A 25448-nucleotide genomic window follows, 5' to 3' on the forward strand; every position below is an offset into this window, starting at 1 on the left:
CTCGGGCGGCCACTGGGAAACCCGGCAGAGGGACACGTACGTGACATCCGAGGCTGAGCGCCGCGCGCCGGAGGGGCCGCACCCGGGCGCGGTGGGCGTGGCCGCCCCGGGCGTACGCGAGCAGAAGCCGGCGCCGCGCGGCCCGGAGCGGCGGATCGGGTCGGTGGAGGTGCTCGCCGGCCTGCTGATCCTGCTGGTCGTCTTCCGCGACCCGTTCGCCCGGGCCCTGTCGGCGCCCCGGTTGCAGACCTGGACGACCGTCTTCGTCTCGGTCATGGTGCAGGCCGTGCCGTTCCTCGTCTTCGGGGTGCTGCTCTCCGCGGTGATCGCGGTCTTCGTGCCCCGGTCGTTCTGGGCCCGGGCACTGCCGCGTCGTCCCGCGCTCGCGGTGCCGGTGGCCAGCGCGGCCGGCGTGGTGCTGCCCGGCTGCGAGTGCGGGGCGGTGCCGATCGCCGGGTCGCTGATCCGGCGCGGGGTCACCCCGGCCGCCGCCCTGGCGTTCCTGCTCGCCGCCCCGGCGATCAACCCGATCGTGCTGACCGCCACCGCCGTGGCCTTCCCCGACGACCCGGCGATGGTCCTCGGCCGGGCGGTCGCGAGCCTGCTCGTCGCGATGGCCATGGGCTGGCTGTGGCTGCGCCTCGGCCGGGCCGACTGGATCCGGCTGCCGCGCCGGCCGGAGCTGGCGGACGGCTCGCGCGGGCGGGCGTTCTGGGGAGCGGTCCGGCACGACGTGACGCACGCCGGCGGCTTCCTGGTCATCGGCGCGGCCGCCGCCGCCACGATCAACGTCGTGGTGCCGGAGCGCTGGCTGCAGACCCTCGCCGACGAGCCGGTGCTGTCGGTGCTCGCGCTGGCCGCGCTCGCCGTGCTGCTCTCCCTCTGCTCCGAGGCCGACGCCTTCGTCGCCGCCTCGCTGTCGCAGTTCTCGCTCACCTCCCGACTGGTCTTCCTGGTGGTGGGGCCGATGGTCGACCTCAAGCTCATCTCGATGCAGGCCGGGGTCTTCGGCCGGCGGTTCGCGCTGCGGTTCGCCCCGGCCACCTTCGCGGTGGCCGTCGCGGTGGCCGCCGCGACCGGGGCGGTGCTGCTGTGAACCGGCAGGCGCAGGCGGTCGTCCTGCTGCTGCTCGGGGGCGCGGTGATCCGGGCCAGCCTCACCGACCTGCACCTGCGCTACGTCAAGGAGGGGCTGCGTCCCTTCCTGGTCGCCGCCGGCCTGCTGCTGGTGGCCGCCGCGGTCATGACCCTCTTCTACGAGCTGCGCCCACTGCTGCGGCGTACGCCCGCCGGCCACGACGACGACCACGACGCCCAGGGCGACCACGACGGACACGACGGCGACGGCTCGTACGACGGCCACGGGCACGACCGCGACGGCGGACCCGACGACGGGCACGGACACCACGAGCCGCGGGTCGGCTGGCTGCTGATCCTGCCCGTGCTGGGCCTGCTGCTGGTCGCCCCGCCGGCCCTGGGCTCGTACGCGGCCGGGCAGGCCGGCACCGCCGTCGCCACCCGTCAGCAGCCGTCCGACTATCCGCCGCTGCCCGACGGCGACCCGGTGCGCGTCGCCGTGCTCGACTACGCCTCCCGGGCCCTGTTCGACCGGGGCACCTCGATCGGCGACCGCCGGGTCCAACTGACCGGCTTCGTCACCACCGGCCCCGACGGCCGGCCGCTGCTGGCCCGGATGGTGCTCTCCTGCTGCGCCGCCGACGGCCGGCCGGTCAAGCTGGGCCTGACCGGCGAAGCCCCCGACGGGCTGGCCGACGACACCTGGATCGAGGTGACCGGCCGCTACAGCGACCGCATCGCCCGCGACCCGGTCAACGACGCCGAGATCCCCTACCTGGACGTGGAGTCCTGGCGACAGGTGCCCGTGCCCCGGAAACAGTACGAGTGAGCTGCGGCCCGCAGGTCCCCGGCGGGCGGCTGCGACCCTGGGTAGGCTCACGATCATGCGGATCGAGGCCCGGGGTTTCACGTTCGACGTCCGCGTCGGCGGACCGGAGGGCGGCGTGCCCGTCCTGCTGCTGCACGGCTTCCCGCAGCACGGCGGGGAGTTCGACGACGTGGTGCCCGCGCTGCACGCCGTCGGCCTGCGTACGTACGCGCCGGACCAGCGCGGCTACTCGCCCGGTGCGCGCCCCGAGGCCGTCGAGGCCTACCGGCTGCCGGAGCTGGTCGCCGACGCGGTGGCCCTGCTCGACGCGTTGGGCGTCGACGCGGCGCACCTGGTGGGGCACGACTGGGGCGCCATCGTCGCCTGGGCCGTCGCGGCGCACCACCCCGACCGGGTCCGTACGCTGACCGCCGTCTCGGTGCCGCACCCCGCCGCGATGACCTGGGCGCTGTCCGAGGACACGGGGCAGAAGGCGCGCTCGGCGTACATGGCGCTGTTCCGTAAGCCGGGCAAGGCGGAGAAGGCGCTGCTGGTGCTGGGCGCGACCGGGCTGCGCCGGATGCTGCACGGGGTCGGCGACGACGCGCGGGTGGCCGCGTACGCGGACCCGATGCGCGAGCCGGGCGCGCTGACCGCCGCGCTGAACTGGTACCGCGCCATGTCCCGCCGGGACCTGGCCGCCACCGGCCCGGTGACGGTGCCGACCACGTACGTGTGGAGCGGTCGCGACATCGCGATCGGCCGGACGGCCGCCGAGGCGTGCGCCCAGCACGTGCGGGCCGACTACCGCTTCGTCGAGCTGCCCCGGGTGAGCCACTGGATCCCCGACGAGGCGCCCGCCCCGCTGGCCGAGGCGATCGTGGCCCGGGTGCACGACCCGGTCTGACCCTCCCCGCGACGTCGCCCGGCGGACGCCGGACCCCACCCCACGGAGGTACGACATGGACGCAAGAGACATGCCGCTGAGCGCCGACGAGTTCCTGACCGTGGTGACCGCCACGATGAACCGGGTGGCCGAGAGCCAGCGCGAGGCGGTGGGGCGGGCCGCCGACCTGATCGCCGAGGCGGTACGCGCCGACGGCGTGGTCCACGCGTTCGGCACGGGCCACTCCGAGGCGCTGGCCATGGAGATCGCCGGGCGGGCCGGCGGGCTGGTCCCGACGAATCGGATCGCCCTGCGGGACCTGGTGCTCGTCGGTGGCGCCCCGGCGGACGTGCTCGGGCCGCTGCTGGAGCGCGACCCGGCGGTGGCGCACCGCCTCTACGAGCTGGCGCCGGTCGGCCCCCGCGACGTCTTCGTGCTCGCCTCCAACTCCGGCGTGAACGGCGCGATGGTGGAGTTCGCCTCGCTGGTCAGGGAGAAGGGCCACGGGCTGGTCGCGATCACGTCGGCGCAGCACTCCGGGCAGATGACCTCGCGCCACCCGTCGGGACGCAAGCTCGCCGACTTCGCCGACGTGGTGCTCGACAACGGCGCCCCGTACGGCGACGCGACCTTGCCGCTGCCCGGCGGCGGCGCGGTCGGCGCGGTCTCGTCGATCACCGCCGCGCTGCTGGCGCAGCAGATCACGGTCGAGGTGGTGGCCCGCCTGCTGGCGGCGGGGGAGCGGCCCCCGGTCTACCTGTCGGCGAACATCGCCGGGGGCGACGAGCACAACAACGCCCTGGAGGCCCGGTACGCGGGCCGGATCCGGCGCGGCTCCTGACGATCCGGGACGGTCCCGAACAGTGACGTGAGTCGGTTTCGGCCGTGAGCCGGTGGGGCATCAGCGATGCTGCCGCCGGCCGCCCCCGCCGGCAGTACCGTCTGACCGGAGGTAGCGCGTGTCCAAGGAAACCGAGAAGCAGCGCTGGCAGCGCAACTTCGCCGACCTGCTCCAGGAGCTTCGGGTCGCCCAGACCGGCGTGCAGATCCTCTTCGCCTTCCTGCTCACGCTGCCGTTCAGCAACGGCTTCACCCGTACCAGCCCGTTCCAGAAGGACGTCTACATCGTCGCGTTGCTGGCGGCGGCCGCCGCCACCGCGATGATCATTTCTCCGGTGGCCTTCCACCGCGCGCTGTTCCGGCAGGGCCGCAAGCCGGAGCTGGTCCGGTTCGCCCACCGGATGGCAAGCGGCGGCCTCGCCTTCATGTTGATCTCGATGGTCAGCGCGGTGCTGCTGATCACCGACTTCGTGCTGGACCGGAGCGTCGCCATGGTGCTCAGCGGCCTCACCGGCCTCTGGTTCCTCACCTTCTGGGTGTTCCTGCCGTTCTCCCGGCGCAACTGGGGTGAGGACGACGACGATGACGATGACGGCGACCCCCGGTCCCTGAGCGACTGACCGAAGTCGACACGACTCGATATTTACCGAACGCTACCCCTGGGTAACACCCGGGGGTAGCGTGCTTTTTGTCGCGCACGTTGACGCGTCCGGACCGAGGTTCGAGGGGGCCGCCGTGACCACGACACACAACAGCCGACCCGCACCCGACGGATCAGGCGACGACCGGTCGACGGCCGCCGCCGACCGACCGCCGCCGGCCGGTGCCGCCGGGCCGCTGCCGACGGAGGCCGGTCAGGTCTCCGAGAAGGAGGCCCGCCAGGTCGCCGAGGCGGCCCGGGAGTCCTCCTGGGACCGTCCCAGCTTCGGCAAGGAACTCTTCCTCGGCCGCTTCCGGCTCGACCTGATCAACCCCTGGCCGCGCTCCGACCCGGCGGACGTCGCCCGCGCCGACGAGTTCCTCGGCCGGCTCCGCGAGTTCCTCATCTCCGAGGTGGACGGTGCCGCCATCGAACGGGACGCGTCCATCCCGGACGAGGTGTTCCAGGGGCTGGCCCGGCTCGGCGCCTTCGGCATGAAGATCGACCGCTCGTACGGCGGGCTCGGGCTGAGCAACCTGCACTACTGCCGGGCGCTCATGCTGGCCGGCTCGGTCAGCCCGGCGATCGGCGCGCTGCTCTCGGCGCACCAGTCCATCGGGGTGCCGCAGCCGCTGAAGATGTTCGGCACCGCCGAGCAGAAGCAGCGCTTCCTGCCCCGGCTCGCCGCCGGCGAGATCTCCGCGTTCCTGCTCACCGAACCGGACGTCGGCTCCGACCCGGCCCGGCTGGCCACCACCGCCGAGCCCACGCCCGACGGCACCGGCTACCGGCTCAACGGCGTGAAGCTGTGGGCCACCAACGGCACCGTCGCCACCCTGCTCGTGGTGATGGCCCGGGTGCCCGCCGCCGAGGGACGGCGCGGCGGGATCACCGCCTTCGTCGTCGAGGGCGACACCGAGGGCATCACGGTCGAACGGCGCAACGCCTTCATCGGCCTGCGTGGGCTGGAGAACAGCCTGACCCGCTTCCACGACGTCTTCGTACCGAAGGAGAACGTCATCGGCGGCGAGGGCAAGGGCCTGAAGATCGCGCTCACCACCCTGAACACCGGGCGGCTGTCGCTGCCGGCCATGTGCGTCGGCGCCGGCAAGTGGGCGCTGAACGTGGCCCGGGGGTGGGCCGCCGACCGGGTGCAGTGGGGGCGGCCCGTGGGCGAGCACGAGGCGGTGGCCCAGAAGCTCTCCTTCATCGCCGCGACGACGTACGGCATGGAGACCATGCTCGACCTCTGCTGCCTGCTCGCCGACGACGACCGCAACGACATCCGGATCGAGGCGGCGCTGGTCAAGCTCCACGCCAGCGAGATGGCCTGGAAGATCGCCGACGAGCTGGTGCAGATCCGGGGCGGTCGCGGCTACGAGACGGCCGACTCGCTGGCCGCGCGGGGCGAACGACCGGTCGCCGTCGAGCAGATGCTGCGCGACCTGCGGATCAACCGCATCTTCGAGGGCTCCACCGAGATCATGCACCTGCTCATCGCCCGGGAGGCGGTCGACGCGCACCTGTCGGTCGCCGGCGACATCATCGACCCGGACGCCGGGCTGGGCCGCAAGGCGAAGGCCGGGGCGCGGGCGGGCGCGTTCTACGCGAGGTGGCTGCCCACCCTCGCCGTCGGCCGGGGGCAGCGCCCCTCGGCGTACGCCGAGTTCGGGCCCCTCGCCGGCCACCTGCGGCAGGTGGAGCGCGCCTCGCGCAAGCTGGCCCGGTCGACGTTCTACGCGATGTCCCGCTGGCAGGGAAAGATGGAGCGCAAGCAGGCGTTCCTCGGCCGGGTGGTGGACATCGGCGCGGAGCTGTTCGCGATGTCCGCGGTCTGCGTACGCGCCTACGCCGAGCGGGACGCCCGCCCCGAGAACGTCGAACTGGCCGACCTGTTCTGCCGGCAGGCCCGGGTACGCGTCGACGCGCTCTTCACCGCCCTGTGGGACAACACCGACTCCGTCGACACGGCGGCCGCGAAGCGGATCCTCGCCGGACGCTACGCCGCCCTGGAGGACGGCGTGCTGACCCCCGCCGACGACCTGCCGTGGGTGGCCCCGTGGTCCCCGGGCCCTTCCACCGCCACCGACGCCCGCCGCCGCATCCCGCCCCCCTCCTCCTGACCCTGCCCCCCACCCAGAGTCGATCATGCAGTTGTGGTGCTCCGCGAAAGGGGCGAGCGCGGGTGCTCCGGCACCACAACTGCATGATCGCCGGGGTGGGGCTAGCGAGCGGAGCGGAGGCCTAGGTGGCGTAGTTCCAGGGCGGCCAGGGCGTCGATGGTGGCGTCGTCGCCGGCCCGCCACGCCTCTGCCACGTCGGGCGCGATGCTGGTCAGCCGGCCCAGCGGCTGGGTGGCCAGCGCGCGCAGGGCGAGCAGGTCCCGGCCGGCGGGGGCGGCGGCCAGCTTCGCGGCGGAGCCGGCCCGGCGCATCCAGCGCACCCGCAGCGGCAACCAGCCGAAGAGCACCAGGCCGAGCGGGAAGACCAGCACGGCGACGGCCAGCGCGAGGGCGAGCTGGTCGACCAGCTCCTGCTGGTCCCGGCCCGCCTCGGCCAGCCCCCGGGCGGCGGTGGCGGCCCGCTCGAACGGCGCGGTCAGCTCGTCGCCGACCAGCGGCACCCGGCCGACCTTGCCGCCGGCGTCGGCCAGGTTGTCGGCGAGGCCGCCGCCGGCCCCCTCCAGCTTCTGCCCGGGTACGGCGAGCTTCTGCACCAGGTCGTGCAGCCACAGCGCGCCACGGATCGCGCCGTACACCCAGACGACGACGAGCAGGTCGGTGATCAACTGTCGGACGGCGGTCGGGAAACGATCGGCGTAGATCTTCACGCCGGACAGCGTGCCACGCCCGGCGCCGCCCGGCACGCGCCGCGAACGCCGCCGGGCCCTCGGGGCGGCTCAGCCCGCGCAGGCCGGGCAGGTGCCGAAGATCTCCAGGGTGTGGCTGACGTCGGCGTAGCCGTGCTTCGCCGCCACCCGCTCGGCCCAGTTCTCCACCGTCGGGCCCGCCACCTCCACGGTGCGGCCGCAGGACCGGCAGACCAGGTGGTGGTGGTGGCCCTCGCTGCACCGGCGGTAGAGGTGCTCGCCGCCCGGCGGGCGCATGACGTCGATCTCGCCCGTGTCGGCGAGCCCCTGGAGCGTGCGGTAGACGGTCGTCAGCCCGACCCGCTCGCCGCGCTCGCGCAGCATCGCGTGCAGCTCCTGCGCGCTGTGGAAGCCCTCCAGCTCGCCGAGCAGCGCGCTGACCGCCGAGCGCTGTCGGGTGTTGCGGACCGTGGCACCCGTCATGATCATGATCCCTCCCCGGCGTGGCTCACCGCGTCGGCCACGATGTGTGCGACGTGCTCGTCGACGAGCGCGTACGCGATCTCGCGACCCCGCCGGGAGCCGCGCACCACGCCGGCGCCCCGCAGCACCCGCAGGTGCTGGGACACCAGGGGCTGCGCGGCGCCGAGCTTGTCGACCAGCTCGTGCACGCACCGCTCGCCCTCGGCGAGCTCGCTGACGATGGCCAGCCGGATCGGCGCCGAGAGGGCACGCAACAGCTCGCTGGCGCCCTCGAAGGCGTCGTAGCCTGATCCGTCGGTCACCCCGTAACGGTAACCAATCCCACCGACGCGGCGCTGACCAGGATCAGTGGAGCACGACCTCGTGCGGTTCGGGTACGGGCGCGGCGTCCGGGGTGCGCCGCCGGCGCAGCACCCGCCAACCGGCCCCGAGGACCGCGACCACCGCGAACGAGGCGATCGCCATCAGCACCACCGAGGCGCCGGGGGCGGTGTTGGCGTTCGCCGCCACCCAGACCCCGGAACCGGCCGCGAAGAGCCCGAGCGCCATCGCCGCCGTCATCGTGCTGCGGAAACCCCGGGTCACCTGCTGCGCGGTCGCCACCGGCACCACCATCAGGGCGCTGATGAGCAGCACCCCGACGGCTCGCATGGCGATCGTCACGGTGACCGCGGTGGCCACGGCGAGCAGCAGGTTGAGCGTGCGTACCGGCAGCCCGGAGACGCGGGCGTACTCCTCGTCGTGGCAGACCGCGAACAGGGCCGGGCGCAGCGCCAGCATGGTCACCGCGATCGCCGCGCCGAGCACCGCGATGGTGGTCAGGTCCGCCGGCGTGATGGTGCTCAGCGACCCGAACAGGTAGGAGTTCAGGCTGGCGCTGGTGCTGTCGGAGAGCCCGACCAGCGTCACGCCGCCGGCGATGCCGCCGTAGAAGAGCAGGGCCAGCGCCAGGTCGCCGGAGGTGCGCCCCCGCGCGCGGACCAGCTCGATGGTGACCGCGCCGAGGGTCGCCACGAGCACCGCGACGAGCACCGGTGAGCGGTTGAGCAGCAGGCCCGCGCCGACGCCGGTGAGCGCCACGTGCCCCACCCCGTCGCCGATCAGGGCGAGTCGCCGCTGCACCAGGTAGATGCCGAGCGCCGGGGCGGCCAGGCCGATGATCAGCGCCCCGATCAGGGCCCGCTGCATGTAGGGGTACTGGAAGAGTTCCATCTCAGCTGCTCCACAGCCCGGCGGGCTCGTCGGGACCGTGCGGGTGCACGTGGTCGTGGTCGGGCTCCGCGTGGTGGCCGGCGGGCTCGGGCACCGCGCCGTCGTGGCAGATCCCACCCTGGTGTACGACGACCGCCCGGGTGATCAGCGGTCGCAGCGGCCCCAGCTCGTGGGCCACCAGCAGCACCGTGCCGCCGCCGGCGACGAAGCCGTGCAGCGCCCCCGCGAACGCCTCCTGGCTGGCGGCGTCGACCCCGGCCGTGGGCTCGTCGAGGACCAGCAGCTCCGGCTGGCCGGCCAGCGCCCGGGCGATCAGGGTGCGCTGCTGCTGCCCGCCGGAAAGGGTGGCCACGGGATCGCGGGCCCGGTCGGCGAGCCCGACCGCCTCCAGCGCGGCGGCCACCGCCGCCCGGTCCGCCGCGCCGGGCGGGCGCAGCACCCCACGCCGGGCGAGCCGGCCGGAGGCCACCACCTCGCGGACGGTGGCCGGTACGCCGCTGCCGGCGCCGAGGCGCTGCGGGACGTACCCGATGCGGTGCCACTGCCGGAAGCGGCGCAACGGGCGGTCGAAGAGGGTGACCGATCCGGAGCTGAGCGGCACCAGGCCGAGCGCGGCGCGGATCAGGGTGGACTTGCCGGAGCCGTTGGCGCCGAGCACCGCGACCACCTCGCCGGCGGTCACGGTCAACGAGACGTCGCGCAGCACGGGGCGGCCGTCGTAGCCGACCACCCCGTGCGCGACGGTGATGACTGGGGATGTCACGAGCAGCTCAACGCCGTCCTCAGGGTCGCAAGGTTGGTACGCATCACCGAAAGGTAGTCGCCGCCGCCGGGCGTCAGCCCCTCCAGGGGGTCCAGCACGGCGGTCTTCGCGCCGACCTCCTTGGCGATGGTCTCGGCCACCTTCGGGCTGACGAGGGTCTCGAAGAAGATCGTGGTGGCCTTGTGCTCCCGGGCCTCCTCGATCACCTCGGCGAGGCGCTGCGGGGCGGGCTCGTTGTCCGGGCTGAGCCCGGTGATGCCGATCTGCTCCAGCTTGTAGCGCTCGGTCAGGTAGCCGAAGGCGGTGTGGCTGACCACGATCTCCCGCCGCTGGCAGGTCTTCAGCCCGGTCGTGAACTCGGCGTCCAGCTTCTCCAGCTCGGTACGCAGCGCCCCGGCGCGGGCGGTGTAGTCGGCGGCGCGGTCCGGGTCGGCCTTGCCGAGCCGCTCGGCGAGCTTGTCGCCGACCGTGGCCAGGCGGGTCGGGTCCAGCCAGAGGTGCGGGTCCTTGGTGCCGTTCTCCTCGTGGCCGGGCTCCTCGGCCTTGGTCGACTCCTCGGGGTGGGCGTGCTCCTCGCCCTCGTGGTCGTGGTCGTGGCCGCCCGCGGCGGCGTCCATCAGCGGCTGCACGGTCGACACGTCGAACGCGCGGTCCTTGGCGTTCTGCTCGACGGCCTCGTCCAGCGCCGGCTGGAAGCCTTTGAGCAGGACGACCAGCTCCGCCTCGGCGACCTGGCCCACCTGGCCCGGGTTCAGCTCCAGGTCGTGCGGCTCCGCCCCGGGCTTGACCAGGTTGGTCACCTTCACCGCGTCGCCGCCGATGCGCTCGGCGAGGAACTGCAACGGGTAGAAGGCCGCCACCACGTCGACCCGCTGCGGGTCGGCGCCGGCGGTGCCGTCGTCGGAGCAGGCCGTGACACCGCCCAGGGCGAGCAGGGCGGTGGTGGCGACGGCCAGGGTGCGCGGGGCGGAGCGGATGTTCATGCCATGAACTGTCCGCGACAACGATAATGATTGTCAAAAACGCATGCTTGCATGTCAGAACAGCTTCACCAGGCCCGCGGTGACCAGCAGGGTGAGCGCCACCAGCCGGATCACCCGCGTCGGCGCCGTCTGCACCGACCAGGTGGTGACCAGCAGCGCGGCCACGGCAGCGGCCAGCAGCAGGGTGAACAGCCCGCCGACCACGCCGGGGGTGAAGAACGCGACAAGCACCAGCACAAGGGTGACCAGGAACACCGTCGTCGGGTTCGCCCGGGCCAACCGGGCCGGCATCCGGCTCTGCGTACGCTGCATCCCACAGACTCTACGAGGAGGAACCCCGTGCTGGTGACGAACCGGTTCGTGGTGGACGTCGATGTCGCCGACGAGTTCACCGAGCGGGCGCACGCCGCCCTCGCCGCCCTCGCGGCCCGCCCCGGTTACCTGCGCGGCCAGCTCGTCCGGGCGCTGGACGACCCGCGACACTGGTGCCTGGTCACCGAGTGGGAGTCGGTCGGCACCTACCGCCGGGCCCTGGGCGGCTTCGACGTCAAGATCACCGCAGTGCCGCTGCTCGCCGAGTCGCTCGACGAACCGTCGGCGTACGAGGCGCTCGCCAGCGCCGCCCCCGGCGGGGAGGTCGTCCGGACCGCCAGCGATCGGGCCGCTGCTCCTTACCGCTGAGCCCGTGGGCACTACATTGCTTGCATGACCGCTCCCGGACCGGCGATCCCGCCGCCGTACCCTCCGCCGCCCGGCCAGCAGGGGGCGCAGCCGCCCGCCGTGCCCGGCCCGCCGGGGGACCCGGGCGCGCCCGCCCCGCCCGCCGGGCCGGGGGTCACCCCGCCGTTCGCGGCGCCGCCCACCGAGGGCCGCAACACCCGCCTCTGGCTCGGGCTGGGCGCCGGGGCGCTCGCCGTGCTGCTCTGCTGCGGCGGGGGTGGCGCGGCCGTGGTGGGGCTGGCCGTGACGGGGGTGCAGGCCGTACGCGAGCAGGGGCGCACCGTCTCCACCGACTACTACCAGGCGCTCGTCGAGCGCAAGTACGGCGCGGCGTACGACCAGCTCTGCGACGACGCGCAGCGGCGCGAGTCACGCCGGGAGTTCGAACGCCGGGTGGCCGCCGAGCCGCAGATCGCGACCTTCCGGGTGGGCGACGTGGACGCGGTCGCCCTCACCGTGCCCGTCGACGTGACCTACACCGGCGGTCAGCAGGACCGCCAGGAGGTCACCCTCGGGCAGGACCAGCAGACCGGTGGCATGGAGGTGTGCGGGGTGAGCTGACCCGCCACCGGTATTCTGCTGGGCCCGGGACGGCACGGGTCGTACCGTTGTCCCGAACTGTTCCTTCCGTCCTTACCGCGTCCCCGCCGACCGCCAGTCGGCGTAGGAGGAAACATGCCAGCCGACCGTATCGACGCCGTCGTCAGCCTCGCCAAGCGCCGAGGCTTCGTCTTCCCCTCCAGCGAGATCTACGGAGGCACCCGGTCGGCGTGGGACTACGGTCCGCTCGGCGTGGAGCTGAAGGAGAACGTCCGCCGGCAGTGGTGGAAGACCATGGTCCAGCAGCGCGACGACGTGGTCGGCCTCGACTCCGCCGTGATCCTGGCCCGCGACGTCTGGGCCGCCTCCGGTCACCTGGACGCCTTCGTCGACCCGCTGACCGAGTGCCAGTCGTGCCACAAGCGGTTCCGGGCCGACCACCTCGAGGAGGCGTACGAGGCCAAGCACGGCAAGCCGCCGGCCTCGCTGACCGAGCTGAACTGCCCGAACTGCGGCAACAAGGGCACCTTCACCGAGCCGAAGATGTTCAACGGCCTGATGAAGACCTTCCTCGGCCCGGTCGAGAGCGAGGAGGGCATGCACTACCTGCGGCCCGAGACCGCCCAGGGCATCTTCGTCAACTACAAGAACGTCGAGACGGTCGCCCGCAAGAAGCCGCCGTTCGGCATCGCCCAGACCGGCAAGTCGTTCCGCAACGAGATCACGCCGGGCAACTTCATCTTCCGCACCCGCGAGTTCGAGCAGATGGAGATGGAGTTCTTCGTCGAGCCGGGCTCGGACGAGCAGTGGCACGAGTACTGGCTCTCCGAGCGCTGGAACTGGTACCTCGACCTGGGCCTGTCGGAGGGCAACCTGCGCTTCTACGAGCACCCGAAGGAGAAGCTCTCCCACTACTCGAAGCGCACGGTCGACATCGAGTACCGCTTCCAGTTCGGCGGCACCGAGTTCGCGGAGTTGGAGGGCATCGCCAACCGCACCGACTTCGACCTGACCACGCACAGCAAGCACTCCGGCGTCGACCTGTCCTACTTCGACCAGGCCAAGGGCGAGCGCTGGATGCCGTACGTCATCGAGCCGGCCGCCGGCCTGACCCGCGCGGTGCTCGCGTTCCTGCTGGAGGCGTACGACGAGGACGAGGCGCCGAACACCAAGGGCGGCGTGGACAAGCGCACGGTGATGCGTTTCGACCCGCGACTGGCCCCGGTCAAGGTGGCGGTGCTGCCGCTGTCGCGCAACGAGGCGCTCTCGCCCAAGGCGAAGGGGCTCGCCGCGGACCTGCGCAAGCGCTGGGTGGTGGAGTTCGACGACTCGCAGGCCATCGGCCGCCGCTACCGCCGCCAGGACGAGATCGGCACCCCGTTCTGCGTGACGGTCGACTTCGACACCCTCGACGACAACGCGGTGACCGTGCGGAACCGGGACACCATGGCCCAGGAGCGCATCGCGCTGGACCAGGTCGAGCGCTACCTGATCGAGCGCCTTCCCGGCTGCTGAGCGGTGACTACGGGGGCCTGGCCGGCGGGGAACGCGCCGGCCAGGCCCCCGTACACTTGTCCGGTGACCGCGCCGACCGTTCCCGCACTGCGCCCGCTGACCATCGGGCGGCACGAGGTGTGGCCCCCGGTGGTGCTCGCGCCGATGGCCGGCATCACCAACGTCGGCTTCCGGCAGCTCTGCCGGGAGCAGGGCGGCGGCATCTACGTCTGCGAGATGATCACCACCGTCGCGCTGGTCGAACGGAACCCGAAGACGCTGCGCATGATCGCGTTCGGCGACGACGAGCGGCCCCGCAGCCTCCAGCTCTACGGCACCGACCCCGAGATCACCGCCGCCGCCGTGCGGATCGTGGTGGAGAAGGACCTCGCCGACCACATCGACCTCAACTTCGGCTGCCCGGTGCCCAAGGTCACCCGCCGGGGCGGCGGCTCGGCGCTGCCGTGGCGGCGCCGGCTCTTCGCCCGGCTGGTCAGGGCCGCGGTGGACGCCGCGTCACCCGCCGGGGTGCCGGTCACGGTCAAGATGCGCAAGGGCATCGACGACGACCACCTGACGTACGTCGAGGCGGGGCTCGCCGCACAGGACGCGGGCGTGGCGGCGGTCGCCCTGCACGGGCGTACGGCCGCGCAGCGCTACTCCGGCACGGCGGACTGGGACGCCATCGCCGCCCTCAAGCAGGCCCTCGACGTGCCGGTGCTCGGCAACGGCGACATCTGGGAGGCCGACGACGCGCTGCGGATGGTGGCGCACACCGGCGTCGACGGGGTGGTCGTCGGTCGGGGCTGCCTGGGCCGCCCGTGGCTCTTCGCCGACCTCGAGGCCGCCTTCGACGGCCGGCCGGAGCGCCGGCTACCCACCCTCGGCGAGGTGGCGCGCACCATGCGCCGCCACGCGGAGCTGCTGGTCGACCAGTTCACCGCCGGCTCGCGTACGCCCGCCCGGGGCGAGCGGGACGGCTGCACGGACTTCCGCAAGCACGTCGCCTGGTACCTCAAGGGTTTCCCCGTCGGCAGCGAGCTGCGCCGCGAGCTGGCCATGATCGAGAGCCTGGCCCAGCTCGACGACCTGCTCGGCAAGCTGGACCCGACCGAACCCTTCCCGGTGGCCACGCTGGGCCAGCCGCGCGGTCGTACCAACTCGCCCGGCAAGGTCTTCCTTCCCGAGGGCTGGCTGGCCAGCCGCGACGACGACACCGTCCCCGAGGGCGCGGAACTGGCCGACTCGGGCGGCTGAGTCGCCCCTGCGTCTGACGCCGGCTCGGTGGCATGACGAAGGGCCGGCCCCCTGGGTGGGGGCCGGCCCTTGTCGTCGTTGCGTGGTGTCGTCGCCGTCGGTCAGGCGGTGTAGCCGCGGGTGGCGATCCAGTCGGCGAGGTTGTCGACGCTCATGCGGTAGGAGGCCTGGTTGGGGTCGGCGGAGTCGGCGATGGTGACGGTGTTGCCGTTGTCGCGGTAGCCGACGACGCTGATGTAGTGCCCGCCTTCGAAGGAGTGGGTGGTGCCGTCGGTGTCGGTGGCGGTGCCGGCGATGTTGGCGACGACGGCGTGGCCTTCGTCGATGGCGGTGACGATGTCGGTGCGTAGCTTGTCGGTCTGCTTGTCGTCGGCCTTGGGGTCGCGGATCTCGACGGACTGGTAGGCGTCGCGGCCGGTTTCCTTGTTGAGTACGGGGGTGATGTCGTTGATGGAGTTGGTGCCGGCTTCGGTGGTGCCCATGCGCTGGGCCATGCCGTCGACGTCGATGTTCTTGCCCTGCACGCTCAGGGCGTTGCGGGCGGCGGCGGGGCCGCAGTAGTAGAAGTTGGGCTGGGCTTCGTAGCGCACGCCGAGTTCGCGCTCGCCGTGCTGCTTGCGGTCCTGGCTCACCGGGGTGGGCTTGCCCTCGGCAGGCGCGGCGACGGCGGTGGTGACGGGGCCGGCGATGGCGCCGCCGGTGAAGGCGAGCCCGGCCACGGTCAGGGCGGTCTTACGCAGGATGTCGGTACGCATGATGTCGGCACCTTCCGTCGGGGGTACGCGGACACGCGCGGGGGAGCGGCGTGCCGCGAAAGGGGAAAGTTCAGAACGGATCGCTCCGGCGGCGGGGCCTGCTCGGGCGTCCGGGGTGTCTCAACGACCCGACGCGACCATGCATTCCGCCGGCCGATCGGGCACCGCGGCGCGGGGGAGCGCCGTGGGTATGCCATGTCCGACGACCCGGCCCCGCCCACGATTCCGCCGCCCGGGTGGCGCCGACCACGGGACGCGACCGGACGTCAGGGACATTCGGCGGTCAACCGGACAGCGCGAACCGGACAATCGGTTCATGTCTCGCGGTGTGCCGCAGTCGGTCGTCGGGTGAGCATGGTGCGGCGAGCGCCCTGTCGAGCTGATGTCGTAAACGACTCACGAGCCCCGGCGGCCCGAGCCGAGGCGCGCCGGGGCCCGCCACTCCGCCTCCGCTGGCCGCCCGATTCGGGACGGACAGGGGATGTCTGAATCGTCTACGACATCAGCTCGACAGGGCGCGACGAGGTGCGGGCGTCAGGCGGGCGGTGCGGTGGGGCGGGGTCAGAGGCCGCTGGCGACGCGTAGGACGTCAGGCGGGCGGGGCGGGCGCGGAAGCCTCCTCGGGGCCGGGCTGGCGGGGGACTGCTGCGGGCGCCGGTGGTTCCGGCCGGGTGGGGATCGCCGGGTGTGGCCTGGCGGGTGCCCCTGGTTCCGGCTCGGTGGGGATCGCCGCCTGCGGCGCGGCGGGAGCCGGTGGCTCCGTGGGCCACGGGATCTCCGGCGAGCGGTGGAAGGCCACGCCGGCAGCGGCCCAGCGCGGGCCGTGCCCGGCCAGCCGGTCGCGGAACCCGGCCCAGTCGTGCGTCGCGCGGGGCGACCAGCCCAGCTCGGCGATCGCGGGCAGGCGCGGGAAGAGCATGAACTCGACCTCCGCCCGCGAGGCGACCGACTCGGTCCACAGGGGCGCCTCCACGCCGAGCACCGCGTCGGCCGGTACGCCGGCCACGTGGGTGCCGGGATCCCAGTCGTACGCCCGCCGCACGTCGATCAGGCCCGCCCAGTCGTGCCCGATCGGGGTGTCCGGGGCGTACTTCATGTCGAGGTAGGCGTGGTTGGCGGGGGAGAGCACGAGCCGGGCACCCCGGCGGACCGCGTCCGCGGTGACCGGGTCCTCGCCCCCGGTGCCCCACCACTGGAGCACCCGCCCCTCGCTGTGCGCGGCGGGCGCGATCTGGTGCCAGCCCACCACCGTCCTGCCGGTTGCGGCGACGATGCGCTGGGCCCGCTCGACGAAGGCCGCGTACGCCTCGGGGCGCACCTTGAACGCCTCGTCGCCCCCGATGTGCAGCCACGGCCCGGGGGTGAGCGCGGCGAGTTCGCCGAGCACGTCGGCGACGAACTCGTACGTCCGCTCGCTCGTGGGGTCGACGTAGCTGAAACCGACCTCGGTGCCGGTGTAGGGCGGTGGTGCGACGCGGTCCGGGGCCAGCTCGCCGTACGCGGTCAGCGCCGCGTGGGTGTGCCCCGGCAGGTCGATCTCCGGCACCACGGTGACGTGCCGCTCGGCGGCGTAGGCCACGATCCGCCGGTAGTCGTCGCGGCTGTAGTGCCCGCCCGGGCCGCCGCCCACCTCGCCCGCCCCGCCGACCTCGGCCAGCCGGGGCCAGGAGTCGACGGCGATCCGCCAGCCCTGGTCGTCGGTGAGGTGCAGGTGCAGGTGGTTGAGCTTGTAGCGGGCCAGGTGGTCGATCACCCTCAGCACGTCCGGTACGCCGAAGAAGTGCCGGGCCACGTCGAGCATCGCCCCCCGGTACGGGAACCGGGGCCGGTCCGAGACCGAACCCCCGGGCAGCACCCAGTGCCCGGCGGCCGGCGTCGGGCTCTCGACGGCGGCGGGCAGGAGTTGCCGCAGGGTCTGTACGCCGAAGAAGAGCCCCGCCCCGGTGGCGGCCTCGACGCGTACCCCGTCGGACGTCACGTCGAGCCGGTAACCCTCCGGGCCGAGGTCGGCGGAGTCGACCAGCGCCAGCGCGATGTCGCCGCCCGTCCCCGCCCGGGTGCCGTCGGCCACCGGGAGCGGATAGCCGGTGGCCGGCCGGAGCAGGTCGGCGAGCTGCCCGGCGACGGCGCGGGCGGCGTCGTCGGGGCTCACCCGGATCACCGTGTCGGGGGTGAGCACGAAGTCGGCGCCCGCGACCGGCGCGACCCGCTCCGGGGCGGGCACGACGTCGCCCAGCCGTACGCGGGCGACCGGAGCGGCCCGGCCGGCGGTCGGGGCCGGCGGGACGAGCAGGTCGCCGGTCGGCGGGACGAGCGCGTCGCCGGCCGGTGGGGTGAGCGCGTCCTCGGCGGATCGGGTGGCCGCCCGGGCCAGTTCCGCCGCGGCCGGTTGGCGGACCGGCAGGTCGGGGTGCCCGGCCGGCCGCTCGGCCCCCACAACGCTGGACGGGTCGAGCGGTCCCGGGGCGGGGGTGGGAACGGGTGGCACGGCGGCGGCTCCCAGGGGTGTATTTGCGGTGGTTATGGCAAAGGTGAGGTTCACCGAAAGGGCTGCGGCCAAGACTACGAGGCGAAGCGGGAAATGCGTGATCGTGCGCGTGGAAGCGTTCCCAAAAACCGGTACGAACGCGGAAAGTCGTGATGGCTGTGCCGATTGTCACCGAACGGTCCCGGGCCACCCGAAGTTCGCCTAGCCTTCGCCCCACCGGCCGGCTTGGCACCGGGATTGCCGGTGGTCCATCCCGGGGTAATGGGAGCAACTGAACCTTCGTTAAGTGTCGGACCGGCGTGCGTGGGAGGGCTCTGGTGGCAACGCAGGAGACGGTGGAACACAAGTACGTCTACGCCTTCGCCGAGGGCAACAAGGACCTCAAGGAACTGCTCGGCGGCAAGGGGGCCAACCTGGCCGAGATGACCAATCTCGGGCTGCCGGTCCCGCCGGGCTTCACGATCACCACGGAGGCCTGCAAGGCGTACCTCGCCACCGGGGAGGAGCCCGACGGCCTGGCCGACCAGATCGCCGCGCACCTCGCGTCGCTGGAGCGGGCGATGGGCAAGCGCCTCGGTGACCCGGAGGACCCGCTGCTGGTCTCCGTACGCTCCGGCGCCAAGTTCTCCATGCCCGGCATGATGGAGACCGTCCTCAACGTCGGGCTCAACGACCGCAGCGTCCAGGGGCTCGCCCGGCAGGCCGGCGGCTCGGGCGGGCAGTCCACCCCCGGCGGCGCGGACAGGTTCGCCTGGGACTCCTACCGTCGCCTGATCCAGATGTTCGGCAAGACGGTGTGCGAGGTGCCGGGCGAGGAGTTCGAGCACGCGCTCGACGACGCCAAGCGGGTCAAGGGCACCCACAACGACCTCGACCTCGACGCCGACGACCTGCGGGGGCTGGTCGACGCATACAAGAAGATCTTCTTCAAGCACACCGGCCGGGAGTTCCCGCAGGAGCCGCGCGAGCAGCTCGACCTGGCCATCCGCGCGGTCTTCGAGTCGTGGAACGCCGAGCGCGCGGTGCTCTACCGGCGCCAGGAGCGCATCCCGGCAGACCTGGGCACGGCGGTCAACGTGGTGGCGATGGTCTTCGGCAACCTCGGCCCGGACTCCGGCACCGGCGTCGCGTTCACCCGCGACCCCGCCAGCGGCGCCCAGGGCATCTACGGCGACTACCTGGCCAACGCCCAGGGCGAGGACGTCGTCGCGGGCATCCGCAACACGGTGCCGTTGCAGGAGCTGGAGCGACTGGACAAGAAGTCCTACGACGAACTGCTCGGCATCATGGCCCGGCTGGAGGGCCACTACCGCGACCTCTGCGACATCGAGTTCACCATCGAGCGCGGCAAGCTCTGGATGCTCCAGACGCGCGTCGGCAAGCGCACCGCCGCCGCGGCGTTCGTTATCGCCGGGCAGCTCGTCGACGAGGGCCTGATCGACCTCGACGAGGCGTTGCACCGCGTCAACGGTGCGCAGCTCGCCCAGCTGATGTTCCCGCGGTTCCGCCTCGACCACGAGTTCCAGCCGGTGGCGAAGGGGATCGGGGCGTCGCCGGGCGCGGCCTCGGGCAAGGTGGTCTTCACCTCCGCCCGCGCGGTCGAACTGGCCGCCGAGGGGGAGTCGGTGATCCTGGTCCGGCGCGAGACCAATCCGGACGACCTGAACGGCATGATCGCGGCCCAGGGCATCCTCACCTCGCGCGGCGGCAAGACCAGCCACGCCGCCGTGGTGGCGCGGGGCATGGGGAAGACCTGCGTCTCCGGCGCCGACGAGATCGAAGTGGACGTGCCGCAGCGCCGGTTCGTCGTCGGCGGGCAGACGGTCGTCGAGGGCGAGGTCGTCTCCATCGACGGCACCACCGGCAAGGTCTACCTCGGCGAGGTGCCGGTCATGCCGTCGGAGGTGGTGCAGTACTTCGAGGGCAGCCTCGACCCGGAGCACGTCGACAACGCGCTGGTCCGGGCCGTACACCGGATCATGGCGCACGCCGACGCCAGGCGGCGGCTGGCCGTCCGCACGAACGCCGACACCGGCGCGGACGCCGCCCGGGCCCGGCGCTTCGGCGCGGAGGGCATCGGGCTGTGCCGCACCGAGCACATGTTCCTCGGCGACCGGCGCGAGCTGGTCGAGCGGCTGATCCTGGCCCGCGACAACGCCGAGCGGGAGGCCTCGCTGGCCGCGCTGCTGCCGTTGCAGCGCGCCGACTTCGAGGAGATCTTCCGGGAGATGGACGGGATGCCCGTCACCGTCCGGCTGATCGATCCGCCGCTGCACGAGTTCCTGCCCCCGCTGGAGCAGCTCGCGGTCAACGTGGCGGTCGCCCAGGAACGCGGCGAGGACGTCGCCAAGGAGGAGGCGCTGCTCGCCGCCGTGCGGCGGATGCACGAGGAGAACCCGATGCTGGGTCTGCGCGGCGTCCGCCTCGGGCTGGTCATCCCCGGCCTGTTCGCCATGCAGGTCCGCGCCATCGCGGAGGCCGCGGTCACCGTCACCCGTGCCGGCGCGGTGGCCCGGCCGGAGATCATGGTCCCCCTGGTCGGGGCGGTGCAGGAGCTGGAGACGGTACGCGCCGAGGCCGAGAAGATCATCTCCGAGGTGGTCGGGGACAGCGGCGTCGAGGTGCTGATCGGCACGATGATCGAGGTGCCCCGCGCGGCGCTGACCGCCGGCCAGATCGCCGAGGCGGCACAGTTCTTCTCCTTCGGCACCAACGACCTCACCCAGATGGGCTGGGGCTTCTCCCGCGACGACGTCGAGGGCGCCTTCTTCTGGCGCTACCTGGAGCTGGGCATCTTCGGTATCTCGCCGTTCGAGTCGATCGACCGCGACGGCGTGGGCCGGCTGGTGCGCATCGCCGCGGAGGAGGGCCGGGCCGCCCGGCCGGAGCTGAAGCTCGGCGTCTGCGGCGAGCACGGCGGTGACCCGGAGTCGGTGCACTTCTTCCACGAGGTCGGCCTGGACTACGTGTCCTGCTCGCCCTTCCGGGTGCCCGTCGCCCGGTTGGAGGCCGGCCGCGCGGCCGTGGAGACGGACGGCTCCGACAGCCGCTGACGCGGCGGAGGCGACAGGCCGGCGGCGGACCCGGGGGAGCGGGTCCGCCGCCGCTGCCGTGCGGGCGGCCCGTGCCGGCGCGACCGCACCGTGGGTCGGGGGCCGGTGGCGACCGACCCCCGGAGGGTTGCTCAGACCGGCGGGCGGCGCCAGGTGTGGGGCGTGACGCGCCGGGGCAGCCTGCCGCCCGAGGTGCGGGCCGTGAGCCGGGCGTGCGCCTCGGGCACCGTCGCCGCCCCGATCAGGCGGCTGGTGTCCAGCACCGAGCCGGTGCGCCGGGCCACCGCCCGCGCGTCGGCGTGCAGCTCCTCCAGGTCGGCGCTGGCGTCGGCCACCAGCGTCAGCAGGGCGTTACGCCCGGCGGGGTAGGTGACGACGGCGCCGGTGGAGGTGCGTAGCACCGATTCCCGGAACTCGCCGTGCCGCACCGTGTCGGCCACCCGGTGGCCGAGGCCGAAGCTGGCCGCCGCGAGCGCCGCCAGGTGGGTGGCGTCCGTCGCCGGCAGGTCGCTGGAGATCAGCAGGCCGTCGGTGCCGGCCAGCACCGTGCCCGCCACCTCGGGGCGGCGCAGGCGCAGCCTCGACAGTTCCGTTCCCATCATCGTGTCCGCGTCCACGGGTTTCTCCCCCACCGTCGGGCCCTCAGTCTGGTCACGTTCCGCGCTGGGAACGCTACCGGCGGCCATGCCGGATCGCGATCCCGTAACCGTCGGCGATCGGTCGACAACTCTCGACTGTTCGGAGGTTGCGCAGCCGTCGCCCGCGCGCCGGCGGCGAGCCGTCCGCGGCGCGCGGGCGTAACCTGATCGGCATGAGCAGCGCCTGGGAGAGCCTGACCGTCGACGCCCGGGACCCCGCCCGGCTCGCCCGCTGGTGGGCCGAGGCGCTGGGCTACCAGGTGGTCACCGAGCAGCCGGACGAGGTGGAGATCCGCCGATCCGCCGACCGGTTGCCGGGCATCGTCTTCGTGCCGGTCGCCGACGACAAGACCACCAAGAACCGGCTGCACATCGACCTGCGCCCCGACGACCTGGAGGCCGAGGTCGAGCGGCTGGTCGACATGGGTGCCCGGCACGTCGACGTGGGCCAGGGCGAGGTGGAGTGGACCGTGCTGGCCGATCCGGAGGGCAACGAGTTCTGCGTGCTGCGGCAGCGTGCGCGCTGAGCGTGGCCGGCCGGACGATCCGGACGTCGCCCGCCGGGTCGACGAGCCGCCGAAGGACACCGGGTACGGGCGGTCGGCGTACGAGCGGGACCGTGCCCGGGTGCTGCACTCGGCGGCCTTCCGGCGGCTCGCCGCGAAGACCCAGGTGCACACGGCCGGCACCGACGACTTCCTGCGTACCCGGCTGACCCACTCGCTGGAGGTCGCGCAGATCGCCCGCGAGATGGGGGCGCGGCTGGGCTGCGACCCGGACGTGGTGGACACCGCCGGGCTCGCCCACGACCTCGGCCACCCGCCGTTCGGGCACAACGGCGAGGACGCGCTCGACGAGCTGGCGGCCGGGTGCGGTGGCTTCGAGGGCAACGCGCAGACGCTGCGGGTGCTGACCCGGCTGGAGGCCAAGGTCCTCGCCCCGGACGGCAGCTCCGCCGGCCTCAACCTGACCCGCGCCTCGCTCGACGCGGTCAGCAAGTACCCGTGGCCGCGCCGGCCCGGCGTACGCAAGTTCGGCGTGTACGACGACGACCTACCGCTCTTCGCCTGGCTGCGGACCGGCGGGCCGGGTGACGACCGGCGCTGCGTGGAGGCGCAGGTGATGGACTGGGCCGACGACGTCGCGTACTCGGTGCACGACGTCGAGGACGGCATCCACGGCGGGTACGTGGCGCTGCGCCCGCTGCTGCACGACCCGCAGGAGCGGGCCGCGCTCTGCGCCGACGTCGCCGCCACCTACTCCGGCGAGTCCCCGGCCGACCTCGGCGACGTGCTGCTGGAGCTGCTCGACGACCCGGTGCTCGCCCCGCTCGCCGGCTACGACGGCAGCCACCGGGCGCAGGCGGCGCTGAAGGCGACCACCAGCGTGCTGACCGGCCGCTTCGTCTCGGCCGTGGTGGCGGCCACGCAGGAGCGCTACGGTCCCGGCCCGCACCGCCGCTACGCCGCCGACCTGGTGGTGCCCCGGCGCGTCCGGGCACGGTGCGCCCTGCTCAAGGGCATCGCCCTGCGGTACGTGATGCGCCGCCCCGGCTCGGGCGACCGCTACCGGCGGCAGCGGGAGGTCCTGGCGGAGCTGGTGCACGCCCTGGTCGCCCGGGCGCCGGACGGGCTGGATCCGGTCTTCGCCCTGCTCTGGTCGGCGGCGCCGGACGACGCGGCCCGGCAGCGGGTGGTGATCGATCAGGTCGCCTCGTTGACCGACCCGGCGGCCGTGGCCTGGCACGCGCGGTTGGTGCGCGGCGCGGGGGCCGATCGCCCGAGGGGATGACGGGGATGGGCGGGGGAGCGAACTTAGGCTAACCTAACCGGCATGACGGAGCGCCCCATCAAGGTCACGACCGCCCGGGTGCTGCGCACCGGGCGGCCCACCCCCCATCTGGTCCGGCTGGTGCTCGGGGGTGAGGAGCTGGCCGGCCTGCCGGTGGGCGAGTTCACCGACCACTACATCAAGATCGTCTTCCCGGTGCCGGGCGCCGAGTACCCGAGCCCGATGGAGCTGAACGCGATCCGTCGTGACCTGCCCCGGGAGCAGTGGCCCCGGCTGCGGGCGTACACGGTGCGGGCCTGGGACGCGGCGAGCGGCGAGATGACCGTCGACATCGTGCACCACGGCGACGTCGGGGTGGGCGGGCCCTGGGCCGCCGCGCTGCGCCCCGGCGACCCGGTGCACTTCGTCGGCCCCGGTGGGGCGTACGCCCCCAGCCCCGACGCCGACTGGCACCTGCTGGTGGGCGACGAGAGCGCCCTGCCGGCGATCGCCGCCGCCCTGGAGCGGCTGCCCGCCGGTGCCCCGGCCGCCGTCTTCGTCGAGGTCGCCGACCGGGCCGACGAGCAGCCGCTGGCCAGCCCCGGCGCCGTACGCCTGACATGGCTGCACCGGGGCGACCGCCCGGTCGGGGAGGCCCTGGTCGCAGCCGTGCGCGCCCTGGAGTTCCCGCCCGGCGACGTGCACGCCTTCGTGCACGGCGAGGCCACCTTCGTCAAGGAGCTGCGCCGCCTGCTGCGCGTCGAGCGCGGTGTCTCCCGCGAGCGGCTCTCCATCTCCGGCTACTGGCGTCGGGGCCTGGACGACGAGGGCTGGCGCGCCAGCAAGCCCGCCTGGAACCGCCAGGTGGAGGCCGAGGAGTCCGCCGCCGTACCGGCCTGAGCGACGCCGGGGACTCCGTGCCCGGCATCCCGCCCGGCTCGAAGGTGCCCGCAACCCCCGCGCGACGGGTCCGCCGACGCCAGCCGGTCGGACTTGAACCTGACGCGGCGTCAGGTCCTACCGTCGTGGACGCCGGCGCATCCGTCGTCGGTGGAAGTCGGAGGAGACGGACGTGGAGCAGTCGCGGACGTGGCGGGTCGGGGAGCTCGCCCGGGCGACCGGCCTCACGGTGCGCACCCTGCACCACTGGGACCACCTCGGCCTCGTGACGCCCTCCGGGCGCACTGCGGCGGGGCACCGCCGCTACGAGGCCCGCGACGTCGAGCGCCTGTACGAGGTGCTCGCCCTGCGTCGCCTCGAGGTTCCGCTGGCCACCGTCGGGAAGCTGCTGGGCGGGACGGTCTCGGTCGACGACGTCCTGCGCCAGCACCTCCGCCTCGTCGACGAGCAGCTCGTCGCCCTGCGCCGACTCCGCGCCGGCCTCGGCGCGATGGTGGGCGCGCGACCGCGTTCGACCGCCGACTTCCTCAGCCTGATCCGGGAGGTCGTCGTCGTGGACGAGATCGTCGAGAAGTACTTCACCGCCGAGCAGTTGGCCGGGCTGGCCGAGCGCCGCGAGCGCGAGGCCGGACAGGTGGCGGCCGTCGAGGCGGCGTGGCCGGACCTCATCGCGCGGGTCCAGGCCGCCATCGACGCGGGCACCGACCCCGCCGGCGAGCACGGCAGGGCCCTCGCCACGGAATGGGCGGCACTGCTGGAGCGGTTCCATCGCGGCGACGACGGGCTACGCCGCTCGCTCTACGCCATGCAGGCGGAGAACGCGGACACCATCCGGCGGGAGCACGGCGGGCCGAGCGCCGAGCAGATCGCGTTCATCGCCGCGGCATCCGCGGGGCCGGACGCTCCCGCCACGGGTGGGGCGTCGTGATCCCGCAGGAGTGGCTGCCCCACCACCGGCAGGACGATGGCGAACTCCTCGGGTACCTCGTGCCCGCGGCGGCGGGCCGGTGCGTCCCGGTGACGCCCTTCGGCCACCCCCTCGGGCCGGCCCAGCCGGCCGACGACGCCGCCCGGCTGCTCGACGAGAGCGGGCTGAGCTACCTGGCGGACCGCTGGTACCTGCGCGTCGACGGCCGGGACGACCCGATCGCCGTACGCATCGCAGAGGTCGCCCCCGACCGGATGACGGTGCGCAACGCCGACTACGGGTACGAGGGGAACATCGGCGATCCCTTCGTCCTGGCGGTTCCGACGGACCGGCTCATCCGCGTCTGAACGCCGCCGCGAGCGCCCGCCCGGCTGCGTCCCGGTCGCCCGGCAGTGGGGTGCTTCG

25 protein-coding genes and 1 pseudogene are annotated in these 25448 nt (G+C 73.6%); 16 read left to right on the forward strand and 10 right to left on the reverse strand.

Translation table 11 applies throughout. From position 1 onward, the window contains the following. Positions 1-97 precede the first annotated feature (97 nt). From GA0070610_RS04830 to GA0070610_RS04855, 6 genes are all read left to right on the forward strand, one after another. Positions 98-1096, forward strand: coding sequence for a permease (locus GA0070610_RS04830; protein WP_197697862.1), 999 nt, complete (start codon positions 98-100; stop codon positions 1094-1096). After that, positions 1093-1905, forward strand: coding sequence for a TIGR03943 family putative permease subunit (locus GA0070610_RS04835; protein ID WP_088998907.1), 813 nt, complete (start codon positions 1093-1095; stop codon positions 1903-1905). Before GA0070610_RS04830 ends, GA0070610_RS04835 begins: the two co-directional genes overlap by 4 nt. Before the next feature lie 55 nt (positions 1906-1960). Continuing rightward, positions 1961-2791 carry an alpha/beta fold hydrolase gene (locus GA0070610_RS04840; RefSeq protein WP_088998908.1) on the forward strand — a complete coding sequence of 277 codons (831 nt, stop codon included), beginning with the start codon at positions 1961-1963 and terminating at the stop codon, positions 2789-2791. Positions 2792-2861: 70 nt separating this feature from the next. Continuing rightward, positions 2862-3611, forward strand: coding sequence for a sugar isomerase domain-containing protein (locus tag GA0070610_RS04845; protein ID WP_088998909.1), 750 nt, complete (start codon positions 2862-2864; stop codon positions 3609-3611). Between the two features lie 118 nt (positions 3612-3729). After that, the gene (locus GA0070610_RS04850) at positions 3730-4230 is read left to right on the forward strand and encodes a DUF6328 family protein (protein WP_088998910.1); all 501 of its coding nucleotides are present in this window, start codon (positions 3730-3732) and stop codon (positions 4228-4230) included. 115 nt (positions 4231-4345) lie between these two features. Next, positions 4346-6373 carry an acyl-CoA dehydrogenase family protein gene (locus GA0070610_RS04855; protein ID WP_088998911.1) on the forward strand — a complete coding sequence of 676 codons (2028 nt, stop codon included), beginning with the start codon at positions 4346-4348 and terminating at the stop codon, positions 6371-6373. 101 nt (positions 6374-6474) lie between these two features. Here GA0070610_RS04855 and GA0070610_RS04860 read toward each other — a convergent pair whose 3' ends face one another. The 7 genes from GA0070610_RS04860 to GA0070610_RS04890 all read right to left on the reverse strand — a co-directional run bounded on the left by GA0070610_RS04860 (position 6475) and on the right by GA0070610_RS04890 (position 10812). Then, positions 6475-7080 carry a hypothetical protein gene (locus tag GA0070610_RS04860; protein WP_089003273.1) on the reverse strand — a complete coding sequence of 202 codons (606 nt, stop codon included), beginning with the start codon at positions 7078-7080 and terminating at the stop codon, positions 6475-6477. A 69-nt stretch (positions 7081-7149) separates the two neighbouring features. Further along, the gene (locus GA0070610_RS04865; RefSeq protein ID WP_172896644.1) at positions 7150-7542 is read right to left on the reverse strand and encodes a Fur family transcriptional regulator; all 393 of its coding nucleotides are present in this window, start codon (positions 7540-7542) and stop codon (positions 7150-7152) included. Between the two features lie 2 nt (positions 7543-7544). After that, entirely contained in the window at positions 7545-7844 is a 300-nt protein-coding gene (locus GA0070610_RS04870) for an ArsR/SmtB family transcription factor (protein WP_088998913.1), read from the reverse strand. A gap of 43 nt (positions 7845-7887) precedes the next feature. After that, positions 7888-8754: a metal ABC transporter permease gene (locus GA0070610_RS04875; RefSeq protein ID WP_088998914.1), complete on the reverse strand. Its 867-nt coding sequence runs from the start codon at positions 8752-8754 to the stop codon at positions 7888-7890. Position 8755: 1 nt separating this feature from the next. Next, positions 8756-9517: a metal ABC transporter ATP-binding protein gene (locus GA0070610_RS04880; protein WP_088998915.1), complete on the reverse strand. Its 762-nt coding sequence runs from the start codon at positions 9515-9517 to the stop codon at positions 8756-8758. After that, positions 9514-10500, reverse strand: a complete 987-nt coding sequence (locus GA0070610_RS04885; RefSeq protein ID WP_088998916.1) for a metal ABC transporter substrate-binding protein — start codon at positions 10498-10500, stop codon at positions 9514-9516. Before GA0070610_RS04885 ends, GA0070610_RS04880 begins: the two co-directional genes overlap by 4 nt. A gap of 54 nt (positions 10501-10554) precedes the next feature. Continuing rightward, positions 10555-10812: a hypothetical protein gene (locus tag GA0070610_RS04890; protein WP_088998917.1), complete on the reverse strand. Its 258-nt coding sequence runs from the start codon at positions 10810-10812 to the stop codon at positions 10555-10557. A gap of 27 nt (positions 10813-10839) precedes the next feature. Between GA0070610_RS04890 and GA0070610_RS04895 the strand changes: the two genes are divergently transcribed. The 4 genes from GA0070610_RS04895 to dusB all read left to right on the forward strand — a co-directional run bounded on the left by GA0070610_RS04895 (position 10840) and on the right by dusB (position 14511). Then, complete coding sequence (locus GA0070610_RS04895; protein ID WP_088998918.1) at positions 10840-11181, forward strand: antibiotic biosynthesis monooxygenase family protein; 342 nt, start codon at positions 10840-10842, stop codon at positions 11179-11181. Positions 11182-11205: 24 nt separating this feature from the next. Beyond that, positions 11206-11781, forward strand: coding sequence for an Rv0361 family membrane protein (locus tag GA0070610_RS04900; RefSeq protein ID WP_231925911.1), 576 nt, complete (start codon positions 11206-11208; stop codon positions 11779-11781). Positions 11782-11895: 114 nt separating this feature from the next. Further along, complete coding sequence (locus GA0070610_RS04905) at positions 11896-13275, forward strand: glycine--tRNA ligase (protein WP_088998919.1); 1380 nt, start codon at positions 11896-11898, stop codon at positions 13273-13275. Between the two features lie 63 nt (positions 13276-13338). Beyond that, positions 13339-14511 carry a tRNA dihydrouridine synthase DusB gene (dusB, locus tag GA0070610_RS04910; protein ID WP_088998920.1) on the forward strand — a complete coding sequence of 391 codons (1173 nt, stop codon included), beginning with the start codon at positions 13339-13341 and terminating at the stop codon, positions 14509-14511. 101 nt (positions 14512-14612) lie between these two features. On the opposite strand, the gene GA0070610_RS04915 is transcribed toward dusB, so the two are convergent. Both GA0070610_RS04915 and GA0070610_RS04920 read right to left on the reverse strand, forming a co-directional pair. Continuing rightward, on the reverse strand, positions 14613-15266 hold the full coding sequence (locus GA0070610_RS04915) for a C39 family peptidase (protein ID WP_088998921.1): 654 nt from the start codon (positions 15264-15266) through the stop codon (positions 14613-14615). A 685-nt stretch (positions 15267-15951) separates the two neighbouring features. Beyond that, positions 15952-17754, reverse strand: a pseudogene (locus GA0070610_RS04920) (beta-N-acetylhexosaminidase); the annotation flags it as partial. A 317-nt stretch (positions 17755-18071) separates the two neighbouring features. Here GA0070610_RS04920 and ppdK point away from each other — a divergent pair. Next, entirely contained in the window at positions 18072-20807 is a 2736-nt protein-coding gene (gene ppdK / locus GA0070610_RS04925) for a pyruvate, phosphate dikinase (RefSeq protein ID WP_088998923.1), read from the forward strand. A gap of 131 nt (positions 20808-20938) precedes the next feature. On the opposite strand, the gene GA0070610_RS04930 is transcribed toward ppdK, so the two are convergent. Beyond that, on the reverse strand, positions 20939-21424 hold the full coding sequence (locus GA0070610_RS04930; RefSeq protein ID WP_088998924.1) for a roadblock/LC7 domain-containing protein: 486 nt from the start codon (positions 21422-21424) through the stop codon (positions 20939-20941). 194 nt (positions 21425-21618) lie between these two features. Here GA0070610_RS04930 and GA0070610_RS04935 point away from each other — a divergent pair, with 194 nt between their 5' ends. The 5 genes from GA0070610_RS04935 (at position 21619) to GA0070610_RS04955 (ending at position 25390) form a co-directional block, all read left to right on the forward strand. Continuing rightward, positions 21619-21972, forward strand: coding sequence for a VOC family protein (locus tag GA0070610_RS04935; protein ID WP_089003275.1), 354 nt, complete (start codon positions 21619-21621; stop codon positions 21970-21972). Further along, positions 21962-23236 (forward strand): deoxyguanosinetriphosphate triphosphohydrolase, encoded by a 1275-nt coding sequence (locus GA0070610_RS04940; protein WP_088998925.1) that lies wholly within the window; start codon positions 21962-21964, stop codon positions 23234-23236. Before GA0070610_RS04935 ends, GA0070610_RS04940 begins: the two co-directional genes overlap by 11 nt. A 42-nt stretch (positions 23237-23278) precedes the next feature. Next, positions 23279-24115, forward strand: coding sequence for a siderophore-interacting protein (locus tag GA0070610_RS04945; protein WP_088998926.1), 837 nt, complete (start codon positions 23279-23281; stop codon positions 24113-24115). 172 nt (positions 24116-24287) lie between these two features. Beyond that, positions 24288-25043: a MerR family transcriptional regulator gene (locus tag GA0070610_RS31885; RefSeq protein WP_088998927.1), complete on the forward strand. Its 756-nt coding sequence runs from the start codon at positions 24288-24290 to the stop codon at positions 25041-25043. Then, the gene (locus GA0070610_RS04955; RefSeq protein ID WP_088998928.1) at positions 25040-25390 is read left to right on the forward strand and encodes a hypothetical protein; all 351 of its coding nucleotides are present in this window, start codon (positions 25040-25042) and stop codon (positions 25388-25390) included. The genes GA0070610_RS31885 and GA0070610_RS04955 overlap by 4 nt, the downstream gene beginning before the upstream one ends. Positions 25391-25448: the final 58 nt, after the last annotated feature.

Source organism: Micromonospora echinofusca, assembly GCF_900091445.1.
GTDB classification, from domain to species: domain Bacteria; phylum Actinomycetota; class Actinomycetes; order Mycobacteriales; family Micromonosporaceae; genus Micromonospora; species Micromonospora echinofusca.